Below are 18,635 nucleotides of genomic sequence, written 5' to 3' on the forward strand. Positions count from 1 at the left end.
CCCCCCAGGTCGCGGCATGTGACACCGCAAGCCTGTCGTGGACCTTATGTGTCAGAACAACGTGGTAACAAGCACACTTGGTGAGCAACTTGTGACTAGCTGTCGCGCCGATCGAGGCAACCTGGGCAAACGTTGGCATTCCGTTGACGATCCGAGGCAGATGTTGACATCGTGACCAGATGGTCACCGCCCGTGTCCCCGCCCCAGCGGACGTCGATCTGACCACCACCAGATCCGAACCGTTTCCGCTGCTCATCGCGGTCGCGGCCTCGCCCGAGCAGCGTGTTCGGCTCGCCGAACTCGTTGACGACGTCGCGCCGCTGCTGCTCGTCTCCAGCCTCGACGAACTGCGCAGATTGCTTGTTCCCGCTGAGCAACCGCCGCCCGCCGCGCCTGGGCAGCCCGAGCCGCCGGAGCCCGATGCGGTCGATGCCGCCGCCGTCCAGGCAACCAGTGAGGATCCCGAGGCCGACGTACTCACGATCGATCAGGCGCGCTCGGTCGCGCGCTGGCGTGGTGGCGAGATCCAGCTGACCGAGCTCGAGCAGGAGCTGCTCAGCCGGCTGATGTCCGCGCCGCTGCGGGTCTGGTCGTACGACGCCTTGCACCAGACCGTGTGGCGGGACCGGAAGGTCCGCGGCACTGCCGACGTGCACTCGGTGGTGAAGCGCCTGCGCCGCAAACTCGACGACCTCGGTACGACGGTCACCATCGACGCCGTCCGCGGTATCGGGTTCCGGCTCACCGATCACCAGCGTCCGATGATCACCGATCTCCGCGCGGGGTAGTTTCTGTTGACGTGACCTTCTCCGCACTGAGTCATCTCGAATGTCCTCGTTGTGGCGCCACCCATGACGCCGATCAGATCATCGGCCTGTGCCCGTGCGGATCGCCGCTGCTCGCGCGGTACGACGTACCGTCGCTGACGAAGGCTGATCTCGCCTCGCGCGCGCCTGACTTGTGGCGGTATCACGAACTGCTGCCGGTGCGGTCGCCCGAGAACGTGGTGACGCTGGGGGAGGGGATGACGCCGCTCCTGCCGTTGCCGCGGTACGGCGCTGAACTCGGGGTGGATCGCCTGCTGATGAAGGACGAGGGGCTCATCCCGACCGGGACGTTCAAGGCCCGGGGCGCCGCCGTCGGCGTGTCGCGCGCGTATGAGGTCGGCGTACGGAAGATCGCGATGCCGACGAACGGGAACGCCGGGTCGGCCTGGGCCGCGTACGCCGCGCGCGCCGGGATGGAGGCGTTGATCGCGATGCCGATCGCCGCGCCGGAGATCTGCCGGCGCGAGGTGACCGCGGTCGGCGCGCGACTGCAGCTGATCGACGGGCTGATCGGCGACGCGGCGGCGTACATCCGGGAACAGTCCGGGTACTTCGACGCGTCGACGCTGAAGGAGCCGTACCGGATCGAGGGCAAGAAGACGATGGGCCTGGAGATCGCCGAACAGCTGAACTGGCAGCTGCCGGATGTGATCGTCTACCCGACCGGCGGGGGAGTAGGCATCATCGGCATCTGGAAGGCCCTGAACGAACTCCGCGACCTCGGCTGGATCGACGGCCCCCTCCCGCGCCTGGTCGCCGTCCAGTCGACGGGCTGCGCACCGATCGTCCGCGCCTGGGAGAAGGGCCTCCCGGAAAGCGAACCCTGGCCCGACGCCCAAACCGTTGCCTTCGGCATCACCGTCCCGAAGGCCCTCGGCGATTTCCTGGTCCTGCAAGCGATCGCCGAAACCAACGGCTGCGCAATCGCCGTCGACGACGAAGACATCCTCGCCGAACAACACCAGGCAGCCCGCCTCGAAGGCACCTTCATCTGCCCCGAAGGCGCCGCCAACTTCGCCGCCATCCGCTCGTTGCGCGAGTCCGGCTGGATCCAAACCAACGACCAGGTAGTAGCCCTCAACACCGGGGCGGGGTTGAAGTACCCAGAAACCGTCCCGCTCTAGCGAAGCATCCAGCCCGCCGCGGCCGTCCGTGGTGCGTGGCGACAGGAACTGGTGTGTGGAGACAGGCTATTGCCTGTTCACAACCACCAGTTGAGGTGCCGTGCACCCATCACACCGTTGCCGCGTGGGCCGGTTCAGTTGCCCGTAACCGGCCCGGCGTACTGCCTAGGCTTGGCCGCGGCGGACGGCGAGGATGTGGGCGGGTTCGCCGTTGGGGTCTAGTTTTACGTAGTTCTGTTGGCCCCAGCGCCAGGTTGCGCCGGTGATTTCGTCGTAGACGGTGAAGGTGTCTTCGGGGCGCATGCCGAGGGCTGTCATGTCTAGGTGGACCATCGATTCGCGGACCGAGTGCGGGTCGGTGTTCACGACGACGATGACGGTGTCGGTGTGGCCGTCGGGGGCGGTGGAGCGCTTCGAGTAGCACATGATCGCTTCGTCATCGACCGAGTGTAGCGTGAGGTTGCGCAGCTGCTGCAGGGACGGGTGACGGCGGCGGATGTTGTTCAGCAGCGTCAGGTACGGCGCGAGCGAGCGACCCTCGGCCTCCGCAGCCTCCCAGTCCCGCGGGCGGAGCTGGAACTTCTCGGTGTCCAGGTACTCCTCCGAGCCGGGCCGTAGCGCGACGTGCTCGAACAGTTCGTACCCGGCGTACACGCCCCAGGCCGGTGACGACGTGGACGCGATCGCGGCGCGGATCTTGAACGCGCCGGGTCCGCCGTACTGCAGGTACGCCGTCAGGATGTCCGGCGTGTTCACGAAGAAGTTCGGGCGCAGGAAGTGACCGGTCTCCTTGGTCAGCTCCTCCAGGTACTCCTCGAGTTCCCACTTCTCGTTGCGCCAGGTGAAGTACGTGTACGACTGGTGGAACCCGACCTTCGCCAGCTCCTGCATCATCGGCCGCCGGGTGAACGCCTCGGACAGGAACACCACGTCCGGGTCGGTCTTGCGGATCTCGCCGAGCAGCCACTCCCAGAAGTTGACCGGCTTGGTGTGCGGGTTGTCCACCCGGAACACGGTGACGCCGTGCGCGATCCACAGCTTCACGATCCGCAGTACCTCGGCGTAGATGCCTTCGGGGTCGTTGTCGAAGTTGATCGGGTAGATGTCCTGGTACTTCTTCGGCGGGTTCTCGGCGTACGCGATCGAGCCGTCGGCGCGGACCGAGAACCACTTCGGGTGTTCCTTCACCCACGGGTGGTCCGGCGACGCCTGCAGCGCCAGGTCGATCGCGACCTCGAGGCCGACCTCGCGGGCCCGGCCGACGAAGTACTCGAAGTCCTCGAAGGTGCCGAGCTCCGGGTGGATCGCGTCGTGGCCGCCGTCCTCGGAGCCGATCGCCCACGGCGAACCCGGGTCGCCCGGCTTCGGGTCGAGGGTGTTGTTCGGGCCCTTGCGGAACGAGTGGCCGATCGGGTGGATCGGCGGCACGTAGAGGATGTCGAAGCCCATCTTCGCGACGGCCTCGAGCCGGTTCGCCGCGGTCCGGAACGTCCCGGACTTCCACTCACCGGATTCTTCGTCGTACGCCGCACCTTCGGAGCGCGGGAAGAACTCGTACCAGCTGCCGTACAGCGCGCGGGTCCGGTCGACCCACACCGGGTACGTCTCGGAGGAGGTGATCAGCTCGCGGACCGGGTAGCGACCGAGAGCCGCCCGTACCTGCGGGGAAATGCCCGCGGCCAACCGCGCCTCCGGGGGCAGCGCGCCGTTCGCGAGCGCGTGCGCCGCATCGCTCAGCGTGCCGCGGTCCGCCCGTACGGCGGGTGGCACGCCGGCGGCCGCGCGGTCGAAGAACGCGGCGCCTTCGGCGAACATCAGGTCGACGTCCAGGCCGGCCGGGATCTTGATCTCGGCGTTGTGCCGCCAGGTCCCGTACGGGTCGCTCCAGCCCTCGACCGAGAACGTCCACGCGCCCTGCTCCTGCAGCGTCACGTCGACGGTCCAGCGGTCGGTGCCCTGACCGACCGGGGTCATCAGCATCCGTCTGGTCTGTCCCGACGGCGAGGTCAGTACGACGTTCGCGTTCACCGCGTCGTGGCCCTCACGGAAGACCGTTGCCGCGATGGTGAACGTCTCGCCGACCGCGGATTTCGCCGGATAAGCTCCGGCGTCGACGGTCGGTGTGACATCGGTGATCGGGATGCGCCCAGTCATGGCGTAGAAGAACCTTCCCATTCTGATTTGCGGATCCGGCGGGTGGGTAACTACGTCGAGAACGACAGTGCTGACGTTATCGGTTCCCAGTACCGGTCTGTGACACACGTGGCTGCAAAATCTTGCTCGCGTTGCAAGATCGATGCATCCCGAAGGTGTTCTCTGCACCGTTGCCCGGTACGGTGTCCCGGTGCGAGCGATACGACGATTCTCCGTCCGCCCTGTCCTGCCCGAGCCGCTGACCGGCCTGGGAACCCTGGTGAACAACCTCCGCTGGGCCTGGCACCCGGAGACGCAGGACGTCTTCGAGGCCGTCGACCCGCAGCTGTGGCGGAGCACCGGCGGTGACCCGGTCAAGCTGCTCGGCGAGGTCCCGGCGGCCCGGCTCGACGAGCTGGCCAACGACCACGCTTTCCTGCGCCGGCTGGAACTGGCTGTAGCCGACCTGGACAGCTATGTGACCGAAGACCGGTGGTTCCAGACCGCGGGCGGTTCGCCGCTCGACGCGGTCGCGTACTTCTCCCCGGAGTTCGGCATCACCCACGTGCTCCCGCAGTACTCGGGCGGTCTGGGCATCCTTGCCGGTGACCACCTGAAGGCGGCCAGCGACCTCGCCGTACCGCTGATCGGCGTCGGCCTGCTGTACCGGCACGGCTACTTCGCGCAGTCGCTGAACCGTGAGGGCTGGCAGCAGGAGCGTTACCCCCTGGTGGACCCGGACGGGCTGCCGATCAGCCTGCTCCGGGATGGTGACGCACCGGCGACCGTGACGCTGACGCTGCCCGGCAACCGCGAGCTGCACGCGCAGATCTGGGTCGCCCAGGTCGGCCGGGTGCCGCTGCTGATGCTCGACTCCGACATCGAGGAGAACGAGCCGTCGGAGCGCGAGGTGACCGACCGGCTGTACGGCGGTTCGACCGAGCACCGCCTGCTCCAGGAGCTGCTGCTCGGCGTCGGCGGTGTCCGCGCGGTCCGCACGTACTGCCGGATCACCGGCCACGCGGCGCCCGAGGTGTTCCACACCAACGAGGGCCACGCCGGCTTCCTCGGCATCGAGCGGATCCGCGAGCTCGCCGCCGACAAGGACCTCGACTTCGACACCGCGCTCGAGGTCAACCGTGGCGGCACCGTGTTCACCACGCACACCCCGGTCCCGGCCGGTATCGACCGATTCCCGGTGGAGCTGATCCAGCAGCACTTCTCGCCGGACGTGTTCGGCCCGGAAGTCCCGGTCGACCGGATCCTCGAGCTCGGCGCCGAGGACTTCGAGGGCGGCGACCCGGCGCTGTTCAACATGGCGATCATGGGGCTGCGGCTGGCGCAGCGCGCGAACGGCGTGTCCAAGCTGCACGGTGTGGTCAGCCGCGGCATGTTCGCGGGGCTGTGGCCGAGCTTCGACTCGGTCGACGTGCCGATCACCTCGATCACGAACGGCGTGCACGCGCCGACGTGGGTGGCGCGTGAGGTGCACGACCTGACGTACGCGAACTACACCGCCGACGGCGACTCGGTGTTCGAGGGTCTGGACAAGACCACCGACGCGCAGATCTGGGAGACCAAGCGGCTGCTCCGGCAGCGGTTCATCGACGACACCCGTTCGCGGGTGCGGCAGTCCTGGATCAACCGCGGCGCGAGCGAGGCCGAGCTCGGCTGGGTCGACTCGATCCTCGACCCGGACGTCCTGACGATGGGCTTCGCCCGGCGGGTTCCGTCGTACAAGCGGCTGACGCTGATGCTGCGCGACCCGGCGCGGCTGAAGGCGCTGCTGCTGCACCCGGAGCGTCCGGTGCAGATCGTCATCGCCGGCAAGGCGCACCCGCACGACGAGGGCGGCAAGAAGCTCATCCAGGAGATGGTCCGCTTCGCCGACGACCCGGAGGTGCGGCACCGGATCGTGTTCGTGCCGGACTACGACATCGCGCTCGCGCAGCCGATGTACCCGGGTACCGACGTGTGGCTGAACAACCCGCTCCGCCCGTACGAGGCGTGCGGCACGTCCGGGATGAAGGCCGCGCTCAACGGTGGTCTCAACCTGTCCATCCGCGACGGGTGGTGGGACGAGTGGTACGACGACGAGTTCGGCTGGGCGATCCCGTCCGCCGAAGGGATCGAGGACACCGACCGCCGCGACGACCTCGAGGCGCACGCGCTGTACGACCTGATCGAGAAGCAGGTCGCGCCGCGCTTCTACGACGGTGACGTGCCGACCCGCTGGATCGAGATGCTGCGGCACACGATCAAGGAGCTCGGCCCGAAGGTGCTCGCCACCCGGATGGTCAAGGACTACGTCGAGCAGCTGTACGTGCCGGCGGCGCAGTCGTCGCGGGCGCTGAACTCGACGTACGACGGCGCGCGCGAACTGGCCGCGTGGAAGCAGAAGGTCCGGGCGGCGTGGCCGCAGATCCGGGTCGACCACGTGGAGCTTCAGGGTCTCGGCGACGTACCGCAGCTGGGCACGACCGTCGGGATCCGCGCGTTCGCGGCACTCGGCGATCTCGCTCCGTCGGACATCTGTGTCGAGGTGCTGCACGGTCGCGTCGACACCAACGACGAGCTCACGGACCCGGTTCGCGCCACGCTCTCGCTGGCCGAGACGTACGAGGGCAACCGGCACCGGTACGAGGGCGAACTGAAGCTGGACCGCACCGGTCCGTTCGGTTACACCGTCCGCGTCGTCCCGAACCACTCCGGTCTCGCGAGCGTCGCCGAACTCGGCCTCGCCGCCGGCCCGTCCGACCCGGACGACCCGTCCACTCCTGACCTCCCCGCCGGCTCGGAGTTCTGAGCCTCCACCACAAAAGACACACCTCCGCCTGCCTCACCAGGCGGGGGTGTTTTGTGTCTGCCCCCCAGCTGCCGCGAGCCGGGGGTGTGAACAGGTACTGGCGGCGTGGGACAGGCAATAACGGCTCTCCGGTCCGATGTGTGGGTGTCGGTGGGGGCACCCGAGGACTTATGACAGGCCGTGGCGGGCTGGAACCCGACATTCCCTGTCTCCGCCCACCATCTCCTGTCTCCAGTCCCCACCACACCACCGCACCGCCGCTCGCAGGCACGCACCGCACGACCGTCCGGCGTGCACCGTCCGGTCCGTGCCGCTCGCCGGCCCTGGACCCGAGCGGCGAGAGCCCGCACACGAGGGGAGATCCGACGGTGTTGTGCCTTCTCCGTTGGTATGCGAGGGGAGAACCCACAACACCAGGGGATACCCGGTCCTGTTGCCGGAGGTGCGGGGGTTGTGGTGGCGGCACGGCTGCTCGTGGGCTGTGGGATGTGCAAGCTCGACAGGTAGAGCACCGGTGAGACGCTGTACGCACGGACACGTTCACGCTCAGGTGCACTACCCAGCCGACCGACACATCCTGTCGAGCTGCAGATCACACCAAGCCTGGCACCGCCGCAGGCTGCCATCGACCACCTACACATCAGTCACAAGAGCCGCAATAACCTGTCTCGCGGCACTGGCGGGTGCGCTCAGGCCCGACTGCGGGCGATGCCCCAGGCAACCAGTGCCGCGGCGAGGGTGGTGAGGGTGAGGCCGGCGGTGGTGGTGGCTTGGTGGAACTGGGCTGTTTGGTGGGCGGTCCAGTTCGGGGTGGTGATGGCGCCGGTGAACATCGTGGCGAGGATGGTGCCGGTGATGGCGATGCCGGCGCCGGACGTCACCTCCGTCGCGGTGTCGGTCAGGGCGGCGCCGATCGTGGTGCGGTTCTTCGGGAGTCCCCGCAGTACGTTGACTCCGGCAACGACTCCCACGACGCGCATCCCGGCCGCGACCAGGACGAGAGCGATCGCGACCCACACGTAGCCGTACCGGCTGAGCGCTCCGAACACGGCGAGCCCGAACACAACCGCCGCCGCGCTCATCCACGCCGCGCGCTCAAGACCGACCCGCTCGACGAACGGCCTGATCAACGCACCGCCCGCGACCAGGACCACCACCTGCGGCAGCATCCCGATCGCGGCGAGCGCGGGCGACCAACCCCAGTCGAGCTGGAGCTGCAGCGTCACGAGATACCCGAGCCCTGCCGTCGCCAGACCGGCAGCGGCCTTGAATGCGAGCCCGCTAGACACCAGCGGATGCGCGACCAGCTTGGGATCGAGGAGCGGGTACGTCGCGGAACGCTCGCGGACGTAGAACAGCACAGCCCCGATCACAGCCAAGACGGAAAGAGCCCACGGACTCCACGACCCGGCACCCTCGTTGACGAACAGCGTCGGCGCAACGAGCGCCAGGACAATGGTCGCCGTACCGAGCATCGCACCCGCGACGTCGATCGGATCGCGATGAAGTTCGGCCGGTACGTCGGGGGCGATGCCACGCCGTACGCCGATGATCGCCAGCACTGCTATCGGTACGTTGACGAGCAGCAGGACCTGCCACGGCGCGATCGCCAGCACGAACCCACCCGCCGTCGGACCGACCGCGAGCCCGACCAGCCCCACGGTCGAGATCAGCGTCGTCGCACGCACCCGGAGCCCGTCGTCCTCGAACAGCCGGAAGCTCAGCGCGAGCGATCCCGGTGTCGTCATCGCGGCCGCGACCCCCATCGCGACGCGTACGGCGATCAACTGCTCGACCGTGGAGACGAATACGGTCGCGAAGCTCGCAATCGCTAGCAGTGCTAGCCCGACGAGCATGATCCGCCGCCGGCCGAACCGGTCCGCGATCGCCCCGAACGCGAGCATCAGCCCGCCGAACACGACGGCGTACGCGCCGGTCACCCATTGCAGCGCGGTCGTCGACGCGTGCAGCTCGCGCCCGATGGTGGGCAGCGCGACGTTCAGGATCGAGTTGTCGAGCATCTCGAACAGGAACACCGCCGACAGCCCGGCCAGCGCGACCCACGCCTCCCGCAACGACCGGGGAGCGCCTGCTATGACAGTTGTCTGATCGGAGGACATGCCACTAGGTTAAGTGACTAAGCTTAGTGACACAAGAAAGTGAGGTCACATGCCCAGAACCGCAGCCCGTGGCGGACCGCAGACGCGTGCGCGGATCTCCGATGTCGCCACCCAGTTGTTCCTGGAGCGCGGCTTCGACGCCGTGACGGTCGCCGAGGTCGCGCGGGAGGCCGGCGTGTCGAGCGTGACGGTCTTCAAGCACTTCCCGCGCAAGGAGGACCTGCTCCTCGACCGCGCCGACGACGCGACAGATCTGCTGCGTACGGCGGTGCGCGGCAGCACCGACGTACTGGCGTCGCTCCGGGAGGCCACCTTGCGCCTGGCCGACGACCGCCACGCCCTGTCCGGGCTCAAGGACGGGTCGGTCCCGTTCTTCGTGACGGTCGCCGCGTCGCCGGCGTTGATCGGGCGGGCCCGGGAGATCGCGGACGAGCTCCAGCAGACGGTGGTCGAGGAGCTGTCCGGCGACCCCGCGTCCGGCAACTCAGCGTTCGACGGCGACGCCGCGCTCCTCGCCGCGTTCCTGATCGCCGGCTACACCACGGTCCTCACCGGAACCGCCCGGCGGCTGATGGCCGGCGACACCCCGGACGATGTCGCCGAAGACCACCGCACCCGCGTCGACCACCTCTTCGACAAACTCCGCAACGGCTTCGCGGGCTAGCCGAGGTCCTTCCAGGCGAACTCTCCGCCGGCGGGTGAGGTGACGAAGGCGCGACCGGCGTACGTCAGCCGAGGGTCCGTGCGGTAGAGCTCGTTGACCTCCTTCGTCGCCGCGTCATCTCCGTTGTCGGAGGCAAGCATCAGGTCCGCGATCCGGTCGGTGAGCTCGACGTCAGCGCCCTCGAGTGTGTCCGACATGGACCCCCAGTTGTCCCAGAGCAAGAGCTCGTCGCCATTCAGATGCGCGAGCTGGAAGTGCACATAGGTGCGGATGAACCACCCACCGTGCAGCTTCAGCGGAGCGTCCGGATTGGGATCCGCACCGAAGAGATCACCGTTGAGTTCACCGGCCCGGTATCCCCGCCACACCTCGGCCGCCGACAGGAACGGCCCACCAGGCATGTCCGCTACGTCGAACGTAAAGCGAGGATCGGCCGGATCCATCTGGGCGTCGATCATCACCCATCGGTCGCCGTTCCAGTACTCGGCCACCACATGGTCGTGGTTGAAGCCCTCGGCGAAGTAGTTCCCGAACCCGACCCGGCTGCGCGCCGGGATCCCCTTGTGGCGCAGGATCGAGACGAACAAGAGCGTGTAGTCGCGGCAACAGCCAACCACCCGGTCCACCGGCTCCCGCGGCACCGCGAGCGGCGTACCGTTGCGTTTCTGGTCCGTGGCCAGGATCGCCGACACCCAGCGGTTGTCGATCTCGGCGAGTCGTTCGCCGGTGAACTCGATGCCGCCGCCGCGGTAGTGGATCAGCAGGTTGCGGACCACCGCGGCGATCTCGCCGACATCGTCCGGCAGCAGGTCGAACAGACCGGCATGCACGCCGGGATCGCTGAAACGCGTCTGAATCGCGTAGTCCATCACAGGTTCCTCTCGAGAATGGGCAGTGCGATGTCGACGGCAGGTTCGTTGCGGGGGAGTAGGTGGCAGTCCGGGCGATAGACCTCTCGCGGCGGACCCGCTTCGGGGGTGCCGGACGCCCGGACCCAGTCGAAGACGAGGTCGTACGCGAGCATGATCCGGGGGTACGCGCACTCGTCCATCGTGATCGTGCAGTACGCCTCCCGATGTGCCGGCTCGACCCGGATCCCGATCCGGCCGGCCGGGTCCACCAGGCCCTCGAACGGCACGCACACCTCGACCGTCGCCTCACCCTCGGGCGTCACCGCGCCGTGGTAGATCACCCACGACCCAACGTCCGCGGTCGCACCGGCGGCCCGCAGGTACGACGTGAGCTCGTCGGTGCACGTCACGATCACGCCGATCAGCAGCTGCTGGTTGGTGTCGGCTCGGATCGACGCGATCTTCGTTGCCGGCACGTCCCGGGTGCGCACCGGTCGCGGCGCGAGTCCCGTCGTACCCGAGCGCGACAGGCGGTCCCGCAGGTACTGCAACGTCGCCCGCCGGGACGCCGTGGTCGCCTCCTCGGCCGCCCACCACCGGTTCAGCCGGATGAATGCTTCCTCGTCCGTCCCGGCGAGCACCTCGGCGATCGTGGTCAGCGGCATGTCCAACTGCCGCAGCACACTGATCCGTCGCGCCCGCTCCAACTGCTCCTCGTCGTACAAGCGGTACCCGTTCGCCGGGTCCACCTGCGCCGGCGCCAGCAGCCCCGACACGTCGTACAACCGCAGCGCCTTGTGCGAAAGCCCGGCCCTCCGCCCGAACTCACTGATCGTCAACACCGGACCATCACACCCCCTGCCCTTGGGGCAGAGTAAAGGGGAACGCCTTGATGTCCGGCTCGACCCACCCGGTCCGTGCGGCCGGAGATGCCAAGGCGCGGGAGCTGTAGAAGCGCGTCAGCAGCCGCTTGTCGAGGAGCCCCGGGTTCCGGCGTACCAGCTCTTCGAAGTCCTCGCCTGGCGCCTCGGTCATGTGGTACGCCGTCAGCTCGACCCATGCCCTGCTGACGGTGGCGTTGTACTTTTGCGGCACCCCGGCGTACCGCGCCGTCTTCTGGATCCCGTCGCTGATCAGCTCGACCGCGCCGGCCGTCCCACACCGCCGTACGGCGAGCCACGTCAACCGCACGTGCTCCCGATGCCCGAACCGCTCGGCCGTCGACATCAACTCACCCATCAGCTCGTCGAAGACGGTCATGATTCCGCCAACGCCTTCAGCACCCGCCGCGCCTGCGTGATCGCCGACGCCGGTACGTCGTCGAACGCCCGCGCCTCCACCGCTTCGAACGCCTTCGCCACCCGGGCCGCACTCCGGCGGCCGGCCGCGGTCAGCGAGATCTCCACGGCACGCCGGTCCCCGCTGCGCGCGGCGCGAGTCAGCAGCCCCTTGTCGGCAAGCCGATCGAGTACGCCGGTCAGCGTCGTCGGCCGCACACCCGCCGCGACCCCGATCTCGGACACCGTCCGCGGCTGCCCGTCCGCGAGGTTGGCCAGCACGTTCAGCTCGGAAGCGGTCAACCCCAGGTCGGCCAGCTCCGTCCCCAGCACCTGCAACGTCACATGCGTCGCCCGCTGCAACAACACCAGCAACAACTCGTCATGTTCCACGGATCCAGATTATTCGAATCCGTACTATCCGCCACCGGAATTCTGTACGGGCCTCAGGGCGTCTGCGTGCGATGCCCGCGCCGTTGCCTGCCCAGGCCGATCCAGGTCAGTGCGATCGCGCTCGCTGCTCCGACCGCGACCGAGGTTGCATCCAGACCGCCGTCGAGGTCGGGTGTCTGCGTGCCGTAGCTCGCCGATGCGCCCTCCGGCCGCGGATACTCCTGAGCGCTGGCCGGAACCGCCGTGATCAGCGGCACGCTGCACACCGCGACGGCTGCCACTCTGCTCAGCCAAGTCGTGATCGATCGCTTGTTTTGTGGTGCCGGTGTCCCTTGTACTTGTCTGGACATGGTCGTACCGCCCCGATCTTGAGTGTCGTCCCACCAGGTATCGGCGCGGTATCGAGCGCGGGCCTTGACGCGACGTACCGGTCGATCGACAGTCGAGGGGGTGGGTATCGCGGTTCTGGGCCCACTCACGGTCGATGGGGGGCAACATCTAGGCCGGCGTGATCGCGTCGTCCTGTCTGCGCTCGTGGTGCATCCGGGGGACGTCGTCAGTGCCGACGTACTCGCGGACGTCCTCTGGGGTGACGAACTCCCGGCGTCGTGGACGAAGATCGTGCAGGGGTGCGTGGTGCGGTTGCGCAAGGCGCTCGGCCCGCGTTCGATCGAGACGTCGCCGCGCGGCTACCGGCTGACGATCCCGTCGGACGAGATCGACGCGCAGCGGTTCGAGCGGGCCGTCGAGTGGGCCGGCGTACTGCTGGCGACCGATGCCGAGCATGCGGCCGCGGTGCTGTCCGGCGCGTTGCGTCTGTGGCGGGGCCGGCCGCTGATCGAGGTCGAGCGCTGGGATGCGGCCCGGATCGAGGCGGCCCGGCTCGAAGAACTGCGGCAACTCGCGCAGGAGACCGCCGTCGAGGCCGCGCTGCGGTCGGGCAGGCACAGCAGTGTTCTCGGCAAGGCCCAGGCCTTGGTCGCGGAGGCTCCGCTTCGTGAGCGGCGGTCGGTTCTGCTCGCCACAGCGCAGTACCGATCTGGTCGACAGGCCGAGGCGCTGGACACGGTCCTGCAGTTGCGGGCGGTGCTGAATCGCGAGCTCGGCGTGGATCCGGCGCCGGAGATCGACGAACTCCAGGAGGCGATCCTGCGGCAGGATCCCGCGCTCGTCCCCACCGAGGCGGACGTCCTGATGTCGCTTGCCGAGGAGCTGCACTCGGTCACTCGGCAGATTGCCGGCCGCGCCTCGGAGGAGCAGCGCACCGCGGCCGCCAAGATCCTGGCCGACGCCCGCCGCTCGCTCCGCCTGCTGCTCGCCGACGCCTGAGACCTCCAGTACGTCGCTGCTGATGGAGGCTTGCCTTGAAGACAGTAACGATATATCGTTAGTGTCATGAAGAATATCGAGGAGGAAAGTATGAACACCCCCAACGAAACCCGAGGCCGCCGACGCGGCCACCACCCCCGGCGCGGCGGACCGCGCATGGGAGAAGGCATGCCGATGCACCGCGGACGCGGTGGCCGAGGCCCTAGTCGTGGTGCAGGACGTGGCTCAGGCCGCGGCCGTGCCCCGCGCGGCGATGTCCGAGCGGCCGTCCTGATGCTGCTGGCCGAGGAGCCGATGCACGGCTACCAGCTGATGCAGGCCATCGCGGACCGCAGCGACGGGCGCTGGACCCCCAGCCCCGGCGCGATCTACCCGACCATCAACCAACTGGAAGACGAGGGCCTGGTCACCGTGACCGCCGAGGCCGGCCGCAAGCTCGTCACCCTGACCGACGCCGGCCGCGAGTACGTCGAGACGCGTCGCGAGACGTCGATCGATCCGTTCGCCGGTTTCGCGAGCACCGAGCCCGCGACCGACCTGCGCGCGTTGCTCGAGGAGCTGCACTCAGCGACTCGGCAGGTCGCCCGCAGCGGTTCGGAGGAGCAGCGCACCGCGGCCGCCAGGATCCTGGCCGAGGCCCGGCGCTCGATCTACCTGCTGCTCGCCGACGCCCCGGTGATCCCGGAGCCTCCGAAGGCCCCCGAAGCCTGAGACCTGCGTCACGCAGGGAACGTCTCGGCCGAACAACTCCTCTTCTCAGCTGTCACGCACATCCGAGAAGGAGTCGAGATGGATTCTCGAAAGGTCGCCGCGAGCGCACACGTCCTGCTTGCGGCGGTGCATGTCTACTGGGCGACAGGCGCCACCTGGCCCGCGGCGAATGAGCGCAGCCTCTCGCTGACTGTCCTCAATGCGCAGGTGAGCTTCAGCCCCGCAGTAGTGCTGCCACTAGCCGCACTGCACCTCCTGCTGGCAGGCGCCATTCTCACCAGTGCGCGGTGGAGGCTCAGCAGGCTCGTGGTCGTCGGCCTGGTGGCCGGGCTGGCCGCGCGGGCGGCTGTCGGGCTGGTCTGGATCACAGGCGCGGTTCACACGAGTACGGCGTTCTACTGGCTCAACCTGTTCCTCTACACCCCGCTCTGTGTCGCTCTGTGCGTAGCTGATCTGAAGCTCCTCCGAGCGCAGCGGCGAACAGCAGTCGACAGGCCGCTGCTGTCAGACTTCCTCAGATGATCGAGGAACATCTTGTTCGCGCGGCGCAACGTGGCGACACGGTCGCGATGAACGAGGTGCTCGACGCGTTGACGCCGTACGTCGGGAAGATCTGCGGGCCGATCGCGCTGACCGACGGCGCCGACGCGGCGCAGGAAGCGCTGATCGCGATCTTTCGCGGGCTCCGCGGTCTGCAGGAGCCGGCGGCGCTGTTCGGCTGGGCGCGGGCGATCGCCGTCCGTGAGGCGGTTCGGGTCGCGCGCCGCGGGCAGCGGCAACGGCCCGCCGAGCTGACGGACCTGCCGGACGCGGACGATCCGCAGCTCGCGATCGACGTACAGGACGTGCTTCGGAGGCTGTCGCCCGAGCATCGGGCAGTCCTGGTGCTGCGGGATCTCGAAGGAATGGACGAGCAGGCAGCGGCCGCCGTACTCGACGTCCCATCGGGTACGGCGAAGTCGCGGCTGCACCGGGCGCGGGCAAGCTTTCGGAAGGCGTGGAGCTCATGAACTGGCCACAGGTTGAACTGACCGACGTCGAGCGGTTCCGCGCGCTCGCGGCGGGCGTGCCCGGTGCGGCCGTCACCGAACACGTACTGCCGGCCGCGCCCGACCAGGTAAAGGTCATGCTGACCGACCTCGACGTGTTCGCGACCATCCAGGCGGACCTCGTCTCGGCGACGCTCGAGGAGCGCGACGGCGACCGTGTCGTCGTGTTGGCGAGGGGAAAGCGCGGCCAACGCGCCCGATTAACCGGTCAGTTCCGCCCAGGGTGGTGCTGGTTACAGAGCCGCTTCCTGATCATTGGTATGGCAGTCGCCGCCGAGCCAGGCGGTGGCACGCGGGTAGCTCTGACCGGCGGCATTCGCGTACCGGGTCGCGGCGCGATCATCCCGATCAGAGTGCGACAGGAGAGCAGCAAGACGCTGGACCGCCTACAAGAGCTTCTCAGGGATCGCGGCCAGTAGGGCGTCGGCGTGGCGGCGGTAGCCGAGGTTGTTCGGGTGGAAGGCGTCTGGGGCGAGCATGCCGCGCCACGGCGGGCGGGCGTAGCGGGACACCTCGGCAACCGGGAGACCGCGGGAGGTGGCCGTGTTGCTGATCAGCTGGTTGATTCCGGAGACATACGGGCTGACAGCTCCACCGATCCGCCAGAAGCGGTCCGGAACGGTCAGGTCCATGACAACCGACGAGGAGGGGAGCCGGTCGATCACTTGCCGGAGGCGGTCGCGGAAACGCTTCGGTGGGGTAGCGAGGATGTCGTTGTTGCCGATGCCACAGGTGACGAGTGCTGGGGTCAGTCCGTCCAGCAACGGAAGCTGATCGTCCAGCACGTGCTGAGTCTGCGCACCGGATCGCGACAGGTTCAGTACCCGCCACGGCGTCCCGTTACGGCGGAGTGCGTTCAGCACCTGGCCGACGTACCCGTGCAGTGGTGACGAAGCACCCAGCCCCTGCGCAGTCGAATCACCAAGAACAACCCAGAGCGGTCCCTCGGCCGAGAGGGTCAGAGAGTTCTGCGCAGTCCAGTACTCCGCATACGTCCGCGCCTGTACATCGACGTACGCGACCCCGTCCACCCAGCGCTGGATCGCCAGCCGTGAACTGGTCCGCTCGGCCTCGCCCCAGCGCATGATCGCGCGGTGCAGCGCCCCGATAGGTGTGGTCAACCTCGGTCCCCCCAGACATGAACAGAAGGTGACCACCGAATGTACAGGCGGAAGGTTAACGACCTCAGAGAGCGCGCAGGAGCACCAAGGTGCGTGGGGCGAGCGGCACCGTCGCACCGGCTTCCACCTCGGTCACCATGCTGTGGCTGGTGTCCAGCACTACCTCGTACGCCGGTGCCCACGACGCGTCCGGTACGACGACCGGTCTGGTTTCTGCTGTCGCGTTCAACGCCAGGAGGAACGAGCTGTCGGTGAGGGCGTTGCCCTCCGCGTCGGTGGCCCGTAGTGCGTCGCCGCGCAGGAACATGCCGATCGTCCGCAGGTTCCCGTCGAACCAGTCCGCGTCGGTCATCTCCCCGCCGTGCGGAGCGATCCACGACAGGTCCTTGCGGCCACCGGACACGACAGGCTGCCCGGAGAAGTAGTGCCACTGGCGCAGTGCGGGGTGCGCGGCGCGGAGGGCCAGCAGCTTCTTGGTCAGCTCGAGGTGATCGGACCAGGTGCTCGGCAGCGACCAGTCGAACCAGGAGATCTCGCTGTCCTGGCAGTACGCGTTGTTGTTGCCGTCCTGCGTCCGCCCGCACTCGTCCCCGGCGGTGATCATCGGCACGCCGGTGGACAGGATGAGCGTGGACATCAGGTTCGCCATCTGTTGCTTGCGCAATGCGATCACGCGGGCGTCGCCGGTCTCGCCCTCGACGCCGCAGTTCCAGGACCGGTTGTCGTCGGTCCCGTCCCGGTTGTCCTCGTGGTTCGCCTCGTTGTGCTTGTGGTCGTAGCTGACCAGGTCCCGCAGCGTGAACCCGTCGTGCGCGGTGACGAAGTTGATCGACGCGTACGGGTAGCGCCCGTCGTCGCCGTACAGGTCGCTGGACCCGGAGAGGCGGTAGGCGAGGTCCTTCACGCCGTCGGAGGTGTTGCGCCAGACGTCGCGGACGCTGTCGCGGAATTTACCGTTCCACTCCGACCACGGCGGGCCGAAGTTGCCCACCTGGTAGCCGAACGGGCCGACGTCCCACGGCTCGGCGATCAGCTTCACCCGGCCGAGCACCGGGTCGGCCGCGACCTCGGCCAGGAACGGGTGGTCGGGGATGTCGACCTCGTGCCGCTCGTTGCGTACCAGCGTGACGGCGAGGTCGAACCGGAACCCGTCGACGCCCATCTCCTCGACCCAGTACCGCAACGAGTCCATCACCAGTCGCCGTACCTGCGGGTGCGAGGTGTCGACCGAGTTGCCGGTGCCGGTCACGTCGTACATCGCGGCGCCATGACCGTCACTGCCGGCCAGCCGGTAGTACGCGCGGTTGTCGATCCCGCGGAAGCTCAGTGTCGGTCCGTCGAAGCCGCCCTCGGCGGTGTGGTTGTAGACCACGTCGAGGATCACTTCGATGCCCGCGGTATGGAACGCGGCGACCATCGCCTTGAACTCGGCCACCTGCTCACCGCGCGCACCGGACGACGAGTACGGCGCGTGCGGCGCGAAGAAACCGAGCGTGTTGTAGCCCCAGTAGTTCGGCAGGCCGCGCGCCGCGATCGCCGGCTCGGTGAGGAAATGGTGGATCGGCAGCAGTTCGACCGAGGTCACGCCGAGCTCGGTCAGATAGTTGATCACCGACGGATGCGCGAGACCGGCGTACGTGCCGCGCTGGTGCTCGGGTACGTCGGGATGCAGCTTGGTGAACCCCTTCGTGTGCAGCTCGTAGATGACTGTCTCGCCCCAGTGCACCGGCTTGCTGATCGGGGGCGGCGGCTCGGAGTCGGCGACCACCACGCCGACCGGGACATGCCCGGCCGAGTCGCCGTCGGAGGAGTCGTAGATGAGCGGACTGCTGAAGTCCAGCGAGCCGTCCACGGCCCGCGCATACGGGTCGAGCAGCAGCTTCGACGGGTTGAAGCGCAGGCCGTGCGACGGGTCGAACGGACCGTGCACGCGGTACCCGTACCGCTGGCCGGCGCCGACGCCTGGCACGAACCCGGTCCAGAACTCACCGGTGTGCGTGAGGTCCAGGTTCCGCTGGCTGCCGTCGTCGGCGATCAGCGCGAGCTCGACCCGCTCCGCAGTCGGTGCCCACAGGGTGAAAGTGGTCCCATCGGTCTGGACCACTGCGCCCAGACGCAGGCCGGTGTCGGCGGACAGGCCGGCAGCATCCGGGGCGGCGGTCGCTTCTTTCACCGGGTCATTCTGCACACGTCGGCGTTAGTTCACGATAGTGAGGTGGTTGTGTTCGTG

General features: G+C 68.2%; 18 protein-coding genes. 9 read left to right on the forward strand and 9 right to left on the reverse strand.

Annotation, left to right across the window (positions count from 1 at the left end; all coding sequences use genetic code 11):
• The first annotated feature begins 179 nt into the window (after nucleotides 1-179).
• Nucleotides 180-788: a winged helix-turn-helix domain-containing protein gene (locus tag ACLJOO_RS39260; RefSeq protein WP_410793003.1), complete on the forward strand. Its 609-nt coding sequence runs from the start codon at nucleotides 180-182 to the stop codon at nucleotides 786-788.
• 11 nt (nucleotides 789-799) lie between these two features.
• Nucleotides 800-1,951, forward strand: a complete 1,152-nt coding sequence (locus ACLJOO_RS39265; protein ID WP_410793005.1) for a threonine synthase — start codon at nucleotides 800-802, stop codon at nucleotides 1,949-1,951.
• 165 nt (nucleotides 1,952-2,116) lie between these two features.
• Here ACLJOO_RS39265 and ACLJOO_RS39270 read toward each other — a convergent pair whose 3' ends face one another.
• Nucleotides 2,117-4,105 (reverse strand): alpha-1,4-glucan--maltose-1-phosphate maltosyltransferase, encoded by a 1,989-nt coding sequence (locus ACLJOO_RS39270; RefSeq protein WP_410793006.1) that lies wholly within the window; start codon nucleotides 4,103-4,105, stop codon nucleotides 2,117-2,119.
• A 190-nt stretch (nucleotides 4,106-4,295) separates the two neighbouring features.
• Here ACLJOO_RS39270 and glgP point away from each other — a divergent pair, with 190 nt between their 5' ends.
• Entirely contained in the window at nucleotides 4,296-6,890 is a 2,595-nt protein-coding gene (gene glgP, locus ACLJOO_RS39275; protein ID WP_410793008.1) for an alpha-glucan family phosphorylase, read from the forward strand.
• A 689-nt stretch (nucleotides 6,891-7,579) separates the two neighbouring features.
• On the opposite strand, the gene ACLJOO_RS39280 is transcribed toward glgP, so the two are convergent.
• On the reverse strand, nucleotides 7,580-9,010 hold the full coding sequence (locus tag ACLJOO_RS39280) for an MFS transporter (RefSeq protein ID WP_410793010.1): 1,431 nt from the start codon (nucleotides 9,008-9,010) through the stop codon (nucleotides 7,580-7,582).
• A gap of 49 nt (nucleotides 9,011-9,059) precedes the next feature.
• Between ACLJOO_RS39280 and ACLJOO_RS39285 the strand changes: the two genes are divergently transcribed.
• The gene (locus ACLJOO_RS39285; RefSeq protein ID WP_410793012.1) at nucleotides 9,060-9,674 is read left to right on the forward strand and encodes a TetR/AcrR family transcriptional regulator; all 615 of its coding nucleotides are present in this window, start codon (nucleotides 9,060-9,062) and stop codon (nucleotides 9,672-9,674) included.
• Here the strand turns inward: ACLJOO_RS39285 and ACLJOO_RS39290 are convergent.
• The 5 genes from ACLJOO_RS39290 to ACLJOO_RS39310 are packed head-to-tail and all read right to left on the reverse strand — an operon-like array spanning nucleotide 9,671 to nucleotide 12,476.
• Nucleotides 9,671-10,543 carry a transglutaminase-like domain-containing protein gene (locus ACLJOO_RS39290; protein ID WP_410793014.1) on the reverse strand — a complete coding sequence of 291 codons (873 nt, stop codon included), beginning with the start codon at nucleotides 10,541-10,543 and terminating at the stop codon, nucleotides 9,671-9,673. The genes ACLJOO_RS39285 and ACLJOO_RS39290 overlap by 4 nt on opposite strands.
• On the reverse strand, nucleotides 10,543-11,364 hold the full coding sequence (locus ACLJOO_RS39295; protein ID WP_410793016.1) for a MerR family transcriptional regulator: 822 nt from the start codon (nucleotides 11,362-11,364) through the stop codon (nucleotides 10,543-10,545). The genes ACLJOO_RS39290 and ACLJOO_RS39295 overlap by 1 nt, the downstream gene beginning before the upstream one ends.
• A gap of 10 nt (nucleotides 11,365-11,374) precedes the next feature.
• Nucleotides 11,375-11,785 (reverse strand): hypothetical protein, encoded by a 411-nt coding sequence (locus ACLJOO_RS39300; RefSeq protein WP_410793017.1) that lies wholly within the window; start codon nucleotides 11,783-11,785, stop codon nucleotides 11,375-11,377.
• A complete protein-coding gene (locus tag ACLJOO_RS39305) occupies nucleotides 11,782-12,195 on the reverse strand; it encodes a MarR family winged helix-turn-helix transcriptional regulator (RefSeq protein ID WP_410793018.1) in 414 nt (137 codons plus the stop codon). The genes ACLJOO_RS39300 and ACLJOO_RS39305 overlap by 4 nt, the downstream gene beginning before the upstream one ends.
• 53 nt (nucleotides 12,196-12,248) lie before the next feature.
• Nucleotides 12,249-12,476, reverse strand: coding sequence for a hypothetical protein (locus tag ACLJOO_RS39310; protein ID WP_410793019.1), 228 nt, complete (start codon nucleotides 12,474-12,476; stop codon nucleotides 12,249-12,251).
• 169 nt (nucleotides 12,477-12,645) lie between these two features.
• Here ACLJOO_RS39310 and ACLJOO_RS39315 point away from each other — a divergent pair, with 169 nt between their 5' ends.
• The 5 genes from ACLJOO_RS39315 (at nucleotide 12,646) to ACLJOO_RS39335 (ending at nucleotide 15,703) form a co-directional block, all read left to right on the forward strand.
• Nucleotides 12,646-13,524, forward strand: coding sequence for an AfsR/SARP family transcriptional regulator (locus tag ACLJOO_RS39315; protein ID WP_410793020.1), 879 nt, complete (start codon nucleotides 12,646-12,648; stop codon nucleotides 13,522-13,524).
• A gap of 273 nt (nucleotides 13,525-13,797) precedes the next feature.
• Complete coding sequence (locus ACLJOO_RS39320) at nucleotides 13,798-14,235, forward strand: PadR family transcriptional regulator (RefSeq protein ID WP_410793022.1); 438 nt, start codon at nucleotides 13,798-13,800, stop codon at nucleotides 14,233-14,235.
• A 78-nt stretch (nucleotides 14,236-14,313) separates the two neighbouring features.
• Nucleotides 14,314-14,757 carry a DUF3995 domain-containing protein gene (locus tag ACLJOO_RS39325; protein ID WP_410793024.1) on the forward strand — a complete coding sequence of 148 codons (444 nt, stop codon included), beginning with the start codon at nucleotides 14,314-14,316 and terminating at the stop codon, nucleotides 14,755-14,757.
• On the forward strand, nucleotides 14,754-15,245 hold the full coding sequence (locus tag ACLJOO_RS39330) for an RNA polymerase sigma factor (protein ID WP_410793026.1): 492 nt from the start codon (nucleotides 14,754-14,756) through the stop codon (nucleotides 15,243-15,245). The genes ACLJOO_RS39325 and ACLJOO_RS39330 overlap by 4 nt, the downstream gene beginning before the upstream one ends.
• The gene (locus ACLJOO_RS39335; protein WP_410793028.1) at nucleotides 15,242-15,703 is read left to right on the forward strand and encodes a hypothetical protein; all 462 of its coding nucleotides are present in this window, start codon (nucleotides 15,242-15,244) and stop codon (nucleotides 15,701-15,703) included. The genes ACLJOO_RS39330 and ACLJOO_RS39335 overlap by 4 nt, the downstream gene beginning before the upstream one ends.
• Here ACLJOO_RS39335 and ACLJOO_RS39340 read toward each other — a convergent pair.
• Together ACLJOO_RS39340 and glgX are read right to left on the reverse strand one after the other, a co-directional pair.
• The gene (locus ACLJOO_RS39340; RefSeq protein WP_410793030.1) at nucleotides 15,671-16,405 is read right to left on the reverse strand and encodes an SGNH/GDSL hydrolase family protein; all 735 of its coding nucleotides are present in this window, start codon (nucleotides 16,403-16,405) and stop codon (nucleotides 15,671-15,673) included. The two genes, ACLJOO_RS39335 and ACLJOO_RS39340, sit on opposite strands and share 33 nt — an antisense overlap.
• A 64-nt stretch (nucleotides 16,406-16,469) precedes the next feature.
• A complete protein-coding gene (gene glgX / locus ACLJOO_RS39345; protein WP_410793032.1) occupies nucleotides 16,470-18,578 on the reverse strand; it encodes a glycogen debranching protein GlgX in 2,109 nt (702 codons plus the stop codon).
• Nucleotides 18,579-18,635: the final 57 nt, after the last annotated feature.

The sequence above is a fragment of the Kribbella sp. C-35 genome, from assembly GCF_046549195.1.
Classification (GTDB): domain Bacteria; phylum Actinomycetota; class Actinomycetes; order Propionibacteriales; family Kribbellaceae; genus Kribbella.